Below are 14405 nucleotides of genomic sequence, written 5' to 3'. Positions count from 1 at the left end.
GGGGGAGTTGATATCGACAACCTGAAGCCTATCCCCGCCCGCCATCCCCGCTTTCACGGGAATGACGGAACGGAAGAGCCCGTCAGTGGTGAATCGTCGGCTCGCCATGCTGTACCAGCTTGCCACCACCTTTGCGGGTGACGAACTTGCGCAGCGCGACATAGAACACCGGAGTCAGGAACAGGCCGAACAGGGTCACGCCCAACATGCCGGCGAACACGGTGATGCCTGTTACCGAGCGAACCTCGGCACCAGCGCCATGCGAGAGCACCAGCGGAATGGTGCCGGCGATGAAGGCGATGGAAGTCATCACGATCGGACGCAGACGCAGACGGCAGGCTTCCAGTGCCGCTTCAACGATGCCCTTGCCGCCCATCTCCAGCTCACGGGCGAACTCGACGATCAGGATCGCGTTCTTGCATGCCAGGCCCATCAACACCACCAGGCCCACCTGCACGAACACATTGTTGTCACCACCGGTCAGCCACACGCCGAACAAGGCCGACAGCAGCGTCATCGGCACGATCAGGATCACCGCCAACGGCAGCGACCAGCTTTCATACAGCGCAGCCAGCACCAGGAAGGCCAGCAGGATCGCCACCGGGAACACGATGAAAGCAGCGTTGCCCTGGGTGGCCTGCTGGTAGCTCAGGTCGGTCCATTCGGTCGCCATGCCCACCGGCAGCACCTTGCCGGCAATCTCGGTGAGCTTGTTCATCGCTTCGGCCGAGGACAGCATGCGCGGGTCCGCCTCGCCAGCCAGGTCAGCGGCCGGGTAGCCGTTGAAGCGCAGCACCGGGTCCGGACCGTAGGTTTCCTTGATGGTCACCATCGAACCGATCGGCACCATCTCGCCACGATCATTGCGGGTGCGCAGCTTGCCGATGTCTTCCACGCTGTCGCGGAACTGACCGTCGGCCTGTGCGATCACCTGCCAGGTACGGCCAAACTGGTTGAAGTCGTTGACATAGGCCGAGCCAAGGTAGGTCTGCAGCGTGTCGAACAACTCGGTCAGCTGCACGCCTTGTGCCTTGGCTTTCACCCGGTCCACCTCCGCATCCAGCTGCGGCACGTTGGCCTGGTAGCTGGTGATCGGATAGGCCATGCCCGGTGTCTGTGCCACCGCACCCTGCATCGACTGCACCGCGTTCTGCAACGCGCCATAGCCGAGATTGCCGCGATCCTCGATGAACATCTGGTAGCCGTTGCCGTTGCCCAGCCCCAGGATCGGCGGCGGCATCATCGCGAACGCGAAACCTTCCTTCAGTCCGGCGATCTTCTGGTTGATCTCGGCATTGATCTCGGCAGCGGTCCGACCATTGCGCTCATTGAACGGCTTGAGCGGGATGAACGCCACGCCGGTGTTGGGCGTGTTGGTGAACTGCAGCGCGTTCAGGCCCGGGAACGAGATGGTATGGGCCACGCCGTCGGTTTCCTGGGCAATCTTGGCAACCTTGCGCAGCATTTCATCGGTACGTGCGATCGACGAACCTTCCGGCAACTTCACGCCGGCGATCAGGTACAGCTTGTCCTGGGTCGGAATGAAACCCGGCGGTACCAGCTTGAAGATCACGCCGGTGCCGACCAGCAGCACCGCATAGACCAGGAACACCGCACCACGACGACCGAGAATCTTCGACACGCCACGCTCGTACTTTTCCGAGCTGGACTTGAAGAAGCGGTTGAACGGGCGGAATACCCAGCCGAACAAGCGGTCGATCAGGCGGGTCGGGGCATCCTTCGGCGCACCGTGCGGCTTGAGCAGGCGCGCAGCCAGCGCCGGCGACAGGGTCAGCGAATTGATGGCCGAGATCACCGTCGAGATGGCGATGGTCACTGCGAACTGCTTGTAGAACTGGCCGGTCACGCCGGACAGGAACGCCATCGGCACGAACACCGCACACAACACCAACGCGATCGCGACGATCGGGCCGGATACTTCCTTCATCGCCTGGTGCGCCGCCGCCGTCGGCGACAAGCCTTCCTCGATGTTGCGCTCGACGTTCTCCACCACCACGATCGCGTCATCGACCACGATGCCGATAGCCAGCACCAATCCGAACAGGCTCAGCGTGTTGATCGAGAAGCCCAGCAGGTACAGCGCTGCGAACGTACCCACGATCGACACCGGCACCGCGATCAACGGAATGATCGACGCGCGCCAGGTCTGCAGGAACAGGATCACCACCAGCACCACCAGCGCGATGGCTTCCAGCAGCGTGGTCACCACGGCCTTGATCGAATCGCGCACGAAGATGGTGGTGTCATACACCGCCTCGTACTTGACGTCGTCCGGCATGGACTTCTGCATCTCGTCCATCGTGCCGATCACCGCATCGCGGATTTCCAGTGCGTTGGCACCCGGCGACTGGAAGATGCCGATGCCCACCGCGTTCTTGCCATCCAGCTGCGAGCGCAGCGTGTAGTCACCGGCACCCAGTTCCACACGGGCCACGTCCGACAGTCGCACCACTTCACCGTCGGCACCGCTCTTGAGCACGATGTCGCCGAACTCCTTCTCGCTGCGCAGACGGCCCTGCGCATTGATCAGGGTCAGGAACTGGCTGTTGGGCATCGGCTCGGCACCGAGCTGGCCGGCCGACACCTGCACGTTCTGCTCGCGCATGGCCGCAACCACGTCACTGGCAGTCAAGCCACGCGACGCGACCCGGTCAGGATCGAGCCAGGCACGCATCGCGTAGTCACCGCCGCCGAAGATCTGCGCGTCACCCACGCCCTGGATGCGCGACAGCGCGTCCTTGACGTGCAGGCGTGCGTAGTTGCGCAGGTACAGGGTGTCGTACTTGCCCTTGGGCGAAGTCAGGTGCACGACCATCAGGAAGGTCGGCGACTGCTTCTGGGTGGTCACGCCCTGCCGGCGCACGTCCTCGGGCAGACGCGCCTGCGCCTGGGCCACGCGGTTCTGCACCTTCACCGCTGCCGCATCCGGATCGGTACCGGGGCGGAAGGTGATGGTCATCTGCAGCACGCCGTCGGAGCCGGCCACCGACTTGAGGTACATCATGTCTTCGACGCCGTTGATGGCTTCTTCCAGCGGCGTGGCCACTGTCTCGGCGATGACCTTGGGATTGGCACCCGGATACACCGTGCGTACCACCACCGAAGGCGGCACCACGTCCGGATATTCACTGATCGGCAGGATCGGAATGGCGATCAGGCCGGCAGCGAAGATAACGATCGACAACACCGCCGCGAAGATCGGCCTGTCGATGAAGAAACGCGAAAAATCCATCTGGGAAATTCCTTGGAAAGGCCAGCGCGCAGGTACAGCCACCCTGCCCTCACCCAGTCGGGCGAAGGCGAATGACCGGCACGCGCGCCGGCGTCAAACGAAGCAGCGGATCAGTTCAGCGACGCAGTCTTGGCAGCAACGGGCGCGGGGCCCTGCATTGCCACCGGCTTTGCCTGCACCGGCATGCCCGGCATGAACACCTTCTGCACGCCATCGACGATCACCTTGTCACCCGCTGCCAGACCCTGCTCGACGATGCGCAGCCCTTCAGCAGTGCGGCCGAGCTGTACGTCCTTGCGCTGCGCCTTGCCGTCCTTGTCGACCACGTACACATACTTGCGGTCCTGATCGGTCAGCACTGCCTTGTCGTCCACCAGAACGGCCTGGAACTCACCGCTCCCAAGCAGACGCACGCGGGCGAACAGCCCCGGCGTGAACTGGCGCTCGCTGTTGTCGAGCAGGGCGCGCACCCCGATGGTGCCGGTGCTGCGCGCCACCTGGTTGTCAAGGAAATCGACCTTGCCTTCATGCGGGAAGCCGTCTTCGCCACTCAGGCCGATCCGCACCGGCAAGGCCTGGTCGCGCTCGCTCGGCCGCTCGCCCTTGCGGGCCATCTGCGCATAGCGCAGGAACGTGGCCTCATCGGCATCGAAGTAGACATGCACCGTATCCAGCGACACCAGCGTGGTCAGCACGCTGGCCGCATCGCCGGCAGTAACCAGATTGCCCGCCGTCACCACCGCACGCCCTGCCCGGCCGGTGATCGGCGCACGCACCTTGGTGAACTCCAGATTCAGCGCCGCCGAATCCAGCGCCGCCTTGGCCGCCAGCACCTGTGCAGACGCCTGGTCAGCGGCCGAACGCTTCTGTTCCCACGACTCGGTGGAAATGGCCTGCTGATCGGACAGGCGCCGTGCACGTTCGGATTCGCTGCGGGCCAGAGCTGCCTGCGTGCGTGCGCGTGCGAGGTCAGCATTGGCACGGTCGTACTCGGCCTGGTAGGTACGCGCGTCAATCAGGAACAGTACGTCGCCCTTCTTCACTTCCTGGCCTTCGACAAAGTTGACCTTGTCGATGTAGCCGGACACGCGCGGTCGCAGCTCGACGCTCTGCACTGCCTCCACGCGTCCGCTGAATTCATCCCACTGGCTGACCTGCTTGACCAGCACCGGCGCGGCACTGACTTCCGGGGGCGGCGGCATGCCCGCTTCTTCGGCGTGGCCGCCGCTGCAGGCGGCAAGCACGGCCAGAGTGAGCGCCGAGATGCCGAAGGTGGCAACACGTCGTACGACGCGGGAGGAGATGGAGATACCGTTCATGTCATGCATCCATGGGGGAAAGTGGAAACGGGGAAACCGGGGGAAGCGGACTTGCGAGCGTGTTGCGGACAGCGTCTCCGGGGGAAATCCGCGCAGTGCTGCGCATGCATCAACCAGAACCGCGACAAACGAGGGTGCGACGGGCCGTTCAGTGTCCCGCTCACGGAAATTTTTCTCCCACCTGCAGGACAAAGCGCTGCACGCGCTGCATCCAACGGTGTACCGGACGGCCGCCATGCGGGCGTTCGGAGGCCTCGTCAGCCGTCCTGAAACGCGCATCAAAGTCCAATGGATTCAGGTTGTTGGGGGCAAAACGGAAATAGCCGTTACCGGAAACCGCCGTGTGGCGGCGGGTCTGGCGGAACGTGGGAAGGTGGCGCAGGCGCATGGCTGCAAGTCCGGTCAAAGCGGAGTGCGACACAGTAGTCCTGTAACCCGTACTTGATTAGTACGAATTGAAGGGAATAATCATCCCGTCGCCGGCACAATCCCGCTGCCGCACGAGTCCCCCCATGGCCAACGATCTCAACGACACCCTGATCTTCGTGAAAGTGGTCGAACAGGGCAGCTTCACCGCCGCCGCCCGTCTGCTCGGCCACCCCAAGACCACGGTCAGCCGCAAGGTGCAGGAACTGGAAGCCCGGCTCGGTGCACGCCTGCTGCATCGGACCACCCGCCGCCTTGGCCTTACCGAGGCCGGCACGGTCTACTACGAGCACTGCCAGCGCATCGCCCGTGAACTGGAGCAGGCCGAAAGCGCGGTCAGCCAGCTGCAGTCCGGCCCACGCGGCTGGCTGCGTTTCACCGTCCCCTATTCGGTGGGCACCAGCTGGATCGCCCCGCTGCTTGGCCAGTTCCAGGAGCAGTACCCGGAAATCCGCGTGGACATGCACCTTGGCAACGAGATGCTCGACCTGATCTCCGGTGAAGTGGACATGGCGCTGCGCATCGGCCCCCTGCCCGACTCCAACCTGGTCGCGCGCAAACTCGGCAGCCTGCGCACGCAGGTGTTCGCAAGCCCCAGCTACATCCATCGCTACGGCGAGCCGCGCCATCCGGAAGAGCTGCAATATCACCGCACGCTCGCGGTGCGCAAACAGCAGAGCCAGAACCATCGTTTCGTCTGGTCGTTGGCCGAAGCCGGTGGCCAGATGCAGGAATTCGTGGTCAATCCGCTGGTGGTCGCCAACGACCCCTCTGCACTGAACACCATGCTGGTAGCTGGCGAAGGCTTGATGCTGAGCAGCGATGTCATGGCCAAACCGTTCATCGAATCGGGCATGCTGCGCCGCGTGCTGGCGGGCTGGACCGGCCCGGATTACGACTTCAACGCCGTGTTCGCTGGCGGCGGGATGGTGTCACCGAAGGTCCGCGCATTCATCGACTTCCTGGTCGACAAGCTCAACTTCGACGTCAACTACATGCTGCTGCAGTGCCCCAACGCCAAGCGTCTGGCCGACATGGAGCCCTATATCTGTCCGCAGCGTGGACTCGAACTGCCCAACGGCCGTGTGCTGGAAGTGTTCAGCAACTGATAGGCCCGCGATCTCCCATGCGCACATGAGAACGGCGGCCAATGGCCGCCGTTTTTCATCGAGACATCGCCCAGCTCAGTAACCCGGGCGGTAGACCGGGACAACCGGAACCAGAGGCACGTACTGCACTTCGCGGCAGCCGTCATAGCGGCTGCAGCTACCGAAGTAACCCGGCCCCCAATAGCGTTGGCGTGCATCGCGGTTGTATGGACTGTTATAGAAATCCGGACGGTCCAGGCCCGAACCCTCGTAGCGATAAGGCGTAGCGCCCAGGCTACCGTTGCTGCCATTGCTGCTGCGCTGCGCGACCGGCGCCGAACCGGCACTGTCCAGGTAGCCGAACTCGTTGTCGTAACGCACAAGACGGTAATAGACGGTCTCGCCGTCCTGTTTGCGGCTGTGCAGCCGCTCGAGCCTGCCATCGCCGGCATCGGCATACGCCTGCCCACCTTCGAACAGCACCTCGCTCGGGTTGACGATCTCCTGTTCCAGCGGAGGGGCGCCATTGGCAACCGATGCAAACGCCGCCAACACAAGCGCCACACCGAGCCCCATCAAAGCTTTACCTGCATGCATGAAAACTATCCTCCGTGATGACAGCCGGCATCGCAGCACATTGCCGGGCTACTGAAACAAGCAATATCTTCCACTGGGAGCCCTCTTCAATGGCCGCCATTGCCTCGAGCCCTCTGGCCATCAACATCCCCTGGCCCCCGTGGTCGACAGGCAGGGCGAGTATAGACGGGCCGCCAATGCGGGACGTAAACCCGGCCGCTTCCCTGCCCGGTTTCCAACCGGGCGTCACTTTCGGCCTCAGCGCTCGCGCCGCACCCTTATGGAATCCCGCATGCCTTCAACCCGCATCTCGTAGTACCCGTTCTGCCGAAACAGATAGACGCGGGGATGCTGCATCCGGGTTCGCGCGGTCCTGCCGTCGGTCTGCTGCCAGACCTGTCCATTCTCCATCGTGAACGCGGAATTTCCTTCCCAGCCGTCGAAATCGCCGGCTATACGAGTCTCAATGACCGCGTTGAAAGGGGAGTAGTACGGCCGTGCATCCGCCGCCACACCCCACGTGTACGGCAGTTCGTCGCCCGCCTTGGGCTTGGGCGGCGGCTCGGCAACGTAGCCAAACTCCTGGTCGTAACGGACCCATCGGTAGTAGATCGTCTGCCCGTCGGCACGACGCGTGCGCAGGGGCTCGAGCACGCCCTCGCCCAGATCGACATGGGGCTTGCCGGCGATGAAGATCACTTCACTGGCGTTTACCTGTTCCTCTTCGCGCGGAGGCAGCGCCATCGCAGTTGTGGCTGCCCCCAGCAACATCAGGGCGAAGATGCTCCTGACCGATACAACACCTGCACGCACACGTACCCCCTTACATGCTTAAGGCAACGAACAAAGCAGATTGCCTCCAAGGCAACTGCCGGCGTTGACCACGGCATATCGTAGCAACCGTTGGCGATAGACACGCTTCGGCCTATGCCCCCCGGGCTGAAGAGTGCCTTCGCCAGCGCCGCAGAAAGTGGGCGCGCCAGCTCTTGTCAGTGGCCCGCCGGCGTTGCCCGGTACTTGTCGAGCGACGTCCTGATCACCTGACGCGCCTCTTCCGCATCGCCCCAGCCATTGAGCTGGATGTCACCGCCACCGGGCAACTGCTTGTACGTGCGGAAGAACGCTTCGATACGCTGCCGCTCCATCGCCGGTACATCGTCCAGGCTGCGCATGTCGCGATAGGTTGGATCGACCGCATCCACCGGCACGCCGATGACCTTCTCGTCGGCCTGGCCGCGATCAACCATGCGCAGCACGCCCAGCGGACGGAAGCGGATCACGGCACCGGCCTGCACCGGGAAGCGGGTCAGGACCAACGCGTCGAGTGGATCACCATCGCCGGCCAGGGTGCGCGGCATCGACCCGTAGTTGGCCGGGTAAGCCACCGGCATGGACAGGAACCGATCCACACGCAGTTCGCCGTCCTTGCCAAGTTCGTACTTGATGGCGCCACCGGCCGGGATCTCCACGGCCAGCAGCACTTCGGCCGGAGCATCCGCCGGTTGTGGCAGCTGGAACGGATGCAGCACGCCATCGGCGGCGTTAGCCGCCCACGGCAGCAACGCCACCATCATCGCCATCAGCAATGTGTTCATGCGCATGTGTGATCACTCCCAGCAACGATCGTCGCGGCCCTTGGGCGATGCCGCACGCGGGCAATCCCGCTGGCCGATGCGGCCCTCGCGCAGTTCGCTGAACTGCTTTTTGCCCGCGTCGTCGCGGCTGATCTGGAAGGCGTCGTACAAGCGCCCGGTTGCGGTGCGCGCTTCGTAATGCAGGCGGCCCTGGTGGATACGCAGCACCTGGAACAGCTGCGTGTCCTCGGCCACCGGTTGCATCGTCGCCCGCGCCTGCGCCGAGAGGCGGTATTGCTTGGGGCCGGCCACCGAGGAGATGTACTGCGGCAGTGCGCCGCGATCATCGCCACGCCGGCCATAGGTGTGATCGTGGCCCTGCAGCACCAGATCAACATGATGTCGGCGCAACACCGGCTGCACCTGCTCGGCCAGCACGGTGTTGTCGCGCTCGGCACGCAGCGGATACAGCGGCTGGTGCACCACCACGATGTTCCAGGGTTGGCGACTTGCGGCCAGCACGCCGTCCAGCCACTTGGCCTGCGTCCGCGCCGTCCCCAGATCCAGGGCCGAGGTGCCATCGAGCACCACCACGCGCACGGCCTGGTAGTCGAACCAGTACGTGGTGCTGGTCGCATTGGCGGCACCGTTGCCCGGCAACGCGAAACTCACCGGCCAATGCCCGCCCAGCACGCGGCGCTCCTGCGGTGTGTCCTCGAATTCCTCGAAGTACTCGTGGTTGCCCGCAGCCGGTGCCACCGCCATGCCCGGCAACAGCGCGCCGGCGGCGGCAAACCATTCACCCCACTCACTGTCATCCTGGCCGTCACCACCACTGACCAGATCGCCTGCGAACAAGGCCAGTCGTGCGTCCGGTGCCGTCTGCCAGCCCTGGCGGATCACCCGGCTGACATGGCTGAGGTTCTTGTTCTGGGTGTCCCCGAAGTAAAGCAGGGTCAGCGGCTGGTCGGCCGATGCAGCGGTACGGAAGTGATGCCACGCGCTCCAGGTGTCCTGGCCCTGCACGCGATAGGCATAGAGCGTATCCGGCAACAGTCCGGTGAGGTCGACGCGATGGTGCTGCGAAGAGCCGTTCTCGCTTTGCAGGGCGCGGCTGCGTGCGGTCAGCTGCTGCACCTGGCCCATGTCCGGCGAATCGCCGGCAATGGCCAGTTCCAATCGCGGCACGAACGGCAACGGCGCGGTGCGCCAGGCCACGGCGAAACCGCTGCCGGCGTCCTGTGCAGGCGAAGCAACGATGCGATCCGGGAAGCTGCTGGCCGCGTAATGCCGGCTCCCCGCCGGCACCTGCGTGTTCGGCTCCGCGACCGGAGCGGCCCCCACCGCTCCGGCCGCAACCATCATGGCCGCCAACAGCAGCCACTGCCTCTTACCCCTGGAAATCACAGCGCGCAGTCCTGCGGCAACGACAATGCCTTGGCGATGTCACGCCAATCGAAGGCCACCACGCCCTGATCGTCATGCACCGCGTACAACGCGCCCTGCGGGAAACGTGCCGATGCCTGCTGGCTGTTCCAGATGCCGTCGGTGTTGGCCACCGTGTCGCCATGGAACGCGCCCACATGCGCCAGCGTCCTGCGGTCGAACAGATGGAACACGCTGCGCTGCTTGCCCTGTTCGGTGGTGATCCACCAGCCACCGTCGCCACAGGTGCGCAGCATCACGCCTTCGGCCTGCGCCTTGAACACGCCGTTGCCGAACGTGGTCCCGGTGAAGTCGCCGGCCAGCGTGTAGACCTTGATCTCGCTGGCGTAGGCTTCGTCTTCTTCGGCCACCAGCAGGCGATCATTCGCCGGATCGCCCCAGATCGACTCGACCACGCGCAACGCACCCTTGGGCGAGGTGTCACCGATGCTGCGCACCAGCTTTGCCTGCACGCCGTCGCCGCCGAGCGTGACGTGGTAACGCCGCACGCGTTCGTTCAAACGTTCCAGCGGCGGCAGAACGTCGTTGCCGGCCGCATCTTCGCCATCGTGGTAGGAGTCGGTGACGTACACCTCGTAGCCGCCCTGTGTCGGGTTCACCCACAGCCCGTAGGGCTTGCGCAGGTCATTGCCGGCAAACACGCCCAACGGCTTGAAGTCCGGCAGTTGCAGCACCTGCACGCGGTGGTTGTCACGCTCGACCACGAACAGCAGATCGCCACTCACCGCAATCCCGTTGGGACGATTGAACTGCCCTGCTGCGGTGCCGGTACTGCCCACGTCGCGCAGATGCCTGCCGGTCTGGCCGTCGTAGACCACCAGCTTGTCCGTGGTCTTGGCGGTGGCAATCAGCCACAGGGCGCCATCCGGCGCACGCCAGCTGGCCGGCGAGTCGATGTTATCGGCAGGGGTCATCGGCGTCAGAAACGCCTCGGTGATGCGTACGGCCGGTGCCGGCTTGGCGCCTTCGGCGATATCAGCCACGCTCGGCGGCTGTGCCGCTTTGGGCGACGGATGGCACGCCGTCAGCAGCAGCGCGACGGCACTTCCCAGCAGCGCCGCCTTCACAGGGCCACCTTCAGGCCGATGGCGTAGGTACGGCCGTACTCTTCATTCTGCAGGGTGCGTGAGCGCACGCCCTGGTACAGCTCCAGCGGCTCGTCGAGCAGGTTGGACGCTTCCAGATACAGGCTCACGTTCTTGCTGAACTTGTAGTCCAGGCTGAAATCCAGCTGCGTGTGCGGTGCCACGTAGATGTCGTAGGCGCGACTGTCGCCGATGCTGTCCAGGTACTCGCTGCGGTACACCCCGGCCAGGCGCGTGCTGAATCCACCCCACTCGTAGCCGACATGCGCGCTGTACACATTCTTCGAGGCACGCGGCAGGGTGAAGTCGTCGCTCTGGCGGCCACTTATGCCCGGATCGAACTCGGTATCCAGCCAGGTGCCGCTGGCACCGACCAGCAGGCCGCTCCAGGCACCGGGCAGGAATGCCAGCTGCTGCTGCCAGTTGAACTCGGCACCGAACACCTTGGCCTTGTCACCATTGATCGAACGGGTGACCTCGAAGTCCGGGTACTCCGCATCGTCGTTGCTGATGGTCTGCACGATGTAACCGTCGATATCCTTGTGGAACAGGCCCAGCGAGACGATACCGCTGTCACCGAGGTAACGCTCGAACGAGAAATCCAGATTGGTGGACTCGTAGGGATCCAGCTGCGGGTTGCCGACACGCACTTCCTCGTCGTCGCGGTTCACGCCCAGGCGCGGTGAGACATCACCGAACGAGGGACGTGCCACCGACTTGTTGAGCGAGCCGCGCAGCACCCAGTCATTGTTGGTGTCGTAGCGCAGGTGCAGGCCTGGCAGCACGTTGCTGTAGCTGCTGCTGGCGGTACGCGGCGTGACGGTGATGGTGGTGCCATCGGCAGCGACGTCCACCTGGTTGCCGGTGGCATCGAACTGGGTGTTCTCCACGCGCACGCCACCGATCACGCGCAGTGCGCCGATGTCCCAGGTGCCCATCGCGTAGGCGGCCAGGATGTCCTCATTGGCGGTGTAATCCTCTTCCAGCGAGGCCATGGTATTGGCGGCCACGTCCTGCGGGCGGGCGCTGTACTGGCCACCATTGGTCGCCCACCAGCGACGCATCGCCGCCGAACTCATGCCCTGCCCCAGCGGACCGCCACGGTGGTCCAGTGTTTCACCGTTCCAACTGGTGAGGTCCACGTCCGGGCCGTTGCGCAGTTCCGCCTCGTCCACGTTCACCGAGCGCTCGCGCCAGCGGCCCAGCACGCCGACCTTGTAGCTGGCGTGGTCGCTGTCGAAGCGAATGTTGACCTGCGCACTGCGTTCGCTGTCATCGACCTGCTTGGGTGCAAGCACCACCCGGTCGAATTCGTAGTTGGCGCTGTCCATCCAGCCGTCATCGCTCAGGCTCAGCCCGGGGATGCCGCTGTTCTGGTCGATGGTGCCCGACAGGTCGTCGCCGTCGTACTCGAAGCGCGTCTCCATCTCGTCGTTCACCCGCTCGCGGGTCTTGGTATATCCCAGACGATAGTCCAGCACCGCATTGGCCAGGCGGTTCTCACCGCCAAGGCTGGCCGCGAAGGTGTTCTCCTCCTTGGTGCGGTAGCGCATGCGCTTGCTGATAGCATCGGACGGCAGCTCATCGACCTGGTAGCGGCCATCGCCCAGGGCACTGATGGTGCCGTCGCCGAGGCCGAACACGGTCCGCTGGCGGGTCTCGGCGTCGTCGAACTGGCTGTACAGGGTGCGCAGGTAATAGCTGTTGTCCTCGTTCGGACGCCAATCCAGATTGAGGTTCGCGCCCATGCGCTTGCGCTCGATGGTGTACTTGCGGCGCTGCATCTCCACCGCGACCAGGTCATCCTCTGCGCCACCATCGAAGCTGTCGTAGGCAACTTCGGTGTTGTCCGATTCGAACGTGCGCTTCTGGTAGTTCAAACCCAGCGCGACGCCGAAGGTGTCGTTGAACACTTCGCTGTAGTTGAATGCACCCTTCGGGCTGGTCTCACCCGAGAGCTGCTGGTGGCTGGCTTCGATCTTGCCCTTGATCGAGCGGCCTTCGCGGTCGAATGCCGAGGCCGACTCCACCACCACGGTGCCGCCGATGGCATCACCGGACATGTCCGGCGTGGCCGACTTGATCACCCGCAGTCGCTCGGTCGAATCGGTGGGGATCACGTCCAGCGGTGCCGAACGCGAGGAATCTTCCGGTGTGCCCACGGCGATGCCGTCGATGCTGACGCTGTTCAACGCCGCATCCAGGCCACGGATCACCACGAAGCGGCCTTCGCCCTGGTCGCGGGTGACGCTGACGCCCGGCAGGCGCTGCAACGACTCGGCCACGTTCATGTCCGGGTAGTCGCCCATGGAGTCGGAGGCAACCGCGTCCTGGATTGCGCTGGCATCACGCTTGAGCTCCACCGCGCGGGTCTGCGCTTCCAACTGCGGTCGTACCTCGATGCGCTCCAGCTCCACCGCCCCGGCGGCAGCCATCGCCACTGTCGAAGCGTCCGGCGCGTTCTGTTGCGCCCCAGCCGGTGCCGCAGCCATGCAGGCCACCGCCGTCGTTACCGCAACCACCAAGACGCTCTTGCGCACCATTGCCCCCATGACTGTGTAAAGGATGGGTGCGGACGGTATTTCCGTTGGGTTGCTACCGCGTGACAATCGCGGGGCGGCATTGTTGCAATGGTGCGGCCACGGCCCGCGACGGCGCTAAAATGTGCGCTCTCTCCCGCAATGACCAGCCCATGAAAATCGTCGAAGTCCGCCACCCCCTGGTCCAACACAAGATCGGTCTGCTGCGCGATCCAACCATGAGCACCAAGGATTTCCGCGAGGTGGTCAACGAACTGGGCACCCTGTTGGCCTACGAGGCCACCGCCGACCTGGAGACCGAAAGCCACACCATGAAGGGCTGGGCCGGCCCGGTGCAGGTGCAGCGCATCGCCGGTGCAAAAATCACCGTGGTGCCGATCCTGCGTGCCGGCCTGGGCATGCTCAGCGGTGTTTTGTCGCTGATCCCCGCCGCACGCGTGAGCGTGGTCGGCCTGCAGCGCGACGAGGAAACCCTGGAGGCCGTGCCTTATTTCGAACGCCTGACCGGGCGATTGGAGGAGCGCGACGCCCTGATCCTCGACCCGATGCTGGCCACCGGCGGCACCCTGATCGCCACCATCGACATGCTCAAGCGGGCCGGTGCCCGTCGCATCAAGGGCATCTTCCTGGTCGCCGCTCCCGAGGGTCTGCAGGCAGTCGAAGCCGCCCATCCGGACGTGGAAATCTTCACCGCCGCCATCGACGAGCGGCTCAACGACAAGGCCTACATCCTCCCAGGCCTTGGCGATGCCGGCGACCGCATCTTCGGTACCCGCGTGGTCTGAGCCTCGGCATCGGCCGGCATTTGCTGATCGATGCCAGGCCGTTGCCGATTGCCTCATCCTCACGCGGCAATCACGTTTCCGTCTATTTCATTAGCCGGCCTGCCCGCTGCGACAAAAAGGCGCAGCGGACAGGCGCTGTCCACTGATGGAACAGGCGTAGGCTCCGCACAAGTCCTACATCGGTCCACCAGCCCCTGTTCCGACTGGCATTCGTCGAAGACTTCCGCGGGCGCGCGGAGTACTGCATCTCATCGTATCGGTCACCACCAGTAGCGCCGGGTGGGCCACTGCACTCAGGGACTCACATGAAAGG

10 protein-coding genes and 1 pseudogene are annotated in these 14405 nt (G+C 64.4%); 2 read left to right on the top strand and 9 right to left on the bottom strand.

All coding sequences use genetic code 11. The features are described 5' to 3' along the window. Positions 1–82: 82 nt before the first annotated feature. From LR961_RS08660 to LR961_RS08650, 3 genes are all read right to left on the bottom strand, one after another. Positions 83–3253, bottom strand: coding sequence for a multidrug efflux RND transporter permease subunit (locus LR961_RS08660; protein ID WP_232148265.1), 3171 nt, complete (start codon positions 3251–3253; stop codon positions 83–85). 110 nt (positions 3254–3363) lie between these two features. Further along, a complete protein-coding gene (locus LR961_RS08655) occupies positions 3364–4572 on the bottom strand; it encodes an efflux RND transporter periplasmic adaptor subunit (protein WP_232148263.1) in 1209 nt (402 codons plus the stop codon). A gap of 160 nt (positions 4573–4732) precedes the next feature. After that, positions 4733–4960 carry a hypothetical protein gene (locus tag LR961_RS08650; protein ID WP_232148261.1) on the bottom strand — a complete coding sequence of 76 codons (228 nt, stop codon included), beginning with the start codon at positions 4958–4960 and terminating at the stop codon, positions 4733–4735. A 124-nt stretch (positions 4961–5084) separates the two neighbouring features. Between LR961_RS08650 and LR961_RS08645 the strand changes: the two are divergent. Then, positions 5085–6029 (top strand): annotated as a pseudogene (locus LR961_RS08645) (LysR family transcriptional regulator); the annotation flags it as partial. A gap of 153 nt (positions 6030–6182) precedes the next feature. On the opposite strand, the gene LR961_RS08640 reads toward LR961_RS08645, so the two are convergent. From LR961_RS08640 to LR961_RS08615, 6 genes are all read right to left on the bottom strand, one after another. Continuing rightward, positions 6183–6683 carry a hypothetical protein gene (locus LR961_RS08640; protein WP_232148259.1) on the bottom strand — a complete coding sequence of 167 codons (501 nt, stop codon included), beginning with the start codon at positions 6681–6683 and terminating at the stop codon, positions 6183–6185. 237 nt (positions 6684–6920) lie between these two features. Beyond that, a complete protein-coding gene (locus LR961_RS08635; RefSeq protein WP_232148258.1) occupies positions 6921–7433 on the bottom strand; it encodes a hypothetical protein in 513 nt (170 codons plus the stop codon). A gap of 218 nt (positions 7434–7651) precedes the next feature. Then, the gene (locus tag LR961_RS08630; protein WP_232148256.1) at positions 7652–8263 is read right to left on the bottom strand and encodes an inorganic diphosphatase; all 612 of its coding nucleotides are present in this window, start codon (positions 8261–8263) and stop codon (positions 7652–7654) included. A 6-nt stretch (positions 8264–8269) separates the two neighbouring features. Next, positions 8270–9601, bottom strand: coding sequence for a metallophosphoesterase family protein (locus tag LR961_RS08625; protein ID WP_232148254.1), 1332 nt, complete (start codon positions 9599–9601; stop codon positions 8270–8272). Between the two features lie 38 nt (positions 9602–9639). Then, the gene (locus LR961_RS08620; RefSeq protein WP_232148252.1) at positions 9640–10749 is read right to left on the bottom strand and encodes a phytase; all 1110 of its coding nucleotides are present in this window, start codon (positions 10747–10749) and stop codon (positions 9640–9642) included. Next, positions 10746–13310, bottom strand: a complete 2565-nt coding sequence (locus LR961_RS08615) for a TonB-dependent receptor (RefSeq protein WP_232148250.1) — start codon at positions 13308–13310, stop codon at positions 10746–10748. The genes LR961_RS08620 and LR961_RS08615 overlap by 4 nt, the downstream gene beginning before the upstream one ends. A gap of 149 nt (positions 13311–13459) precedes the next feature. Here LR961_RS08615 and upp point away from each other — a divergent pair, with 149 nt between their 5' ends. Beyond that, on the top strand, positions 13460–14092 hold the full coding sequence (gene upp, locus LR961_RS08610; RefSeq protein WP_232148248.1) for a uracil phosphoribosyltransferase: 633 nt from the start codon (positions 13460–13462) through the stop codon (positions 14090–14092). Positions 14093–14405 lie beyond the last annotated feature (313 nt).

It is taken from the genome of Stenotrophomonas sp. SY1 (assembly GCF_021202945.1).
Classification (GTDB): domain Bacteria; phylum Pseudomonadota; class Gammaproteobacteria; order Xanthomonadales; family Xanthomonadaceae; genus Stenotrophomonas.
The sequence above is the reverse complement of the archived record's forward strand: the minus strand, read 5'-3'. Positions and strand labels throughout refer to the sequence as shown.

What these genes read in the sequence shown, in the direction of transcription:
- LR961_RS08660 (WP_232148265.1), bottom strand. Translation starts at nt 3,253, where the DNA reads ATGGATTTTTCGCGTTTCTTCATCGACAGGCCGATCTTCGCGGCGGTG.
- LR961_RS08655 (WP_232148263.1), bottom strand. Translation starts at nt 4,572, where the DNA reads ATGAACGGTATCTCCATCTCCTCCCGCGTCGTACGACGTGTTGCCACC.
- LR961_RS08650 (WP_232148261.1), bottom strand. Translation starts at nt 4,960, where the DNA reads ATGCGCCTGCGCCACCTTCCCACGTTCCGCCAGACCCGCCGCCACACG.
- LR961_RS08640 (WP_232148259.1), bottom strand. Translation starts at nt 6,683, where the DNA reads ATGCATGCAGGTAAAGCTTTGATGGGGCTCGGTGTGGCGCTTGTGTTG.
- LR961_RS08635 (WP_232148258.1), bottom strand. Translation starts at nt 7,433, where the DNA reads ATGTTGCTGGGGGCAGCCACAACTGCGATGGCGCTGCCTCCGCGCGAA.
- LR961_RS08630 (WP_232148256.1), bottom strand. Translation starts at nt 8,263, where the DNA reads ATGCGCATGAACACATTGCTGATGGCGATGATGGTGGCGTTGCTGCCG.
- LR961_RS08625 (WP_232148254.1), bottom strand. Translation starts at nt 9,601, where the DNA reads ATGATGGTTGCGGCCGGAGCGGTGGGGGCCGCTCCGGTCGCGGAGCCG.
- LR961_RS08615 (WP_232148250.1), bottom strand. Translation starts at nt 13,310, where the DNA reads ATGGTGCGCAAGAGCGTCTTGGTGGTTGCGGTAACGACGGCGGTGGCC.
- upp (WP_232148248.1), top strand. Translation starts at nt 13,460, where the DNA reads ATGAAAATCGTCGAAGTCCGCCACCCCCTGGTCCAACACAAGATCGGT.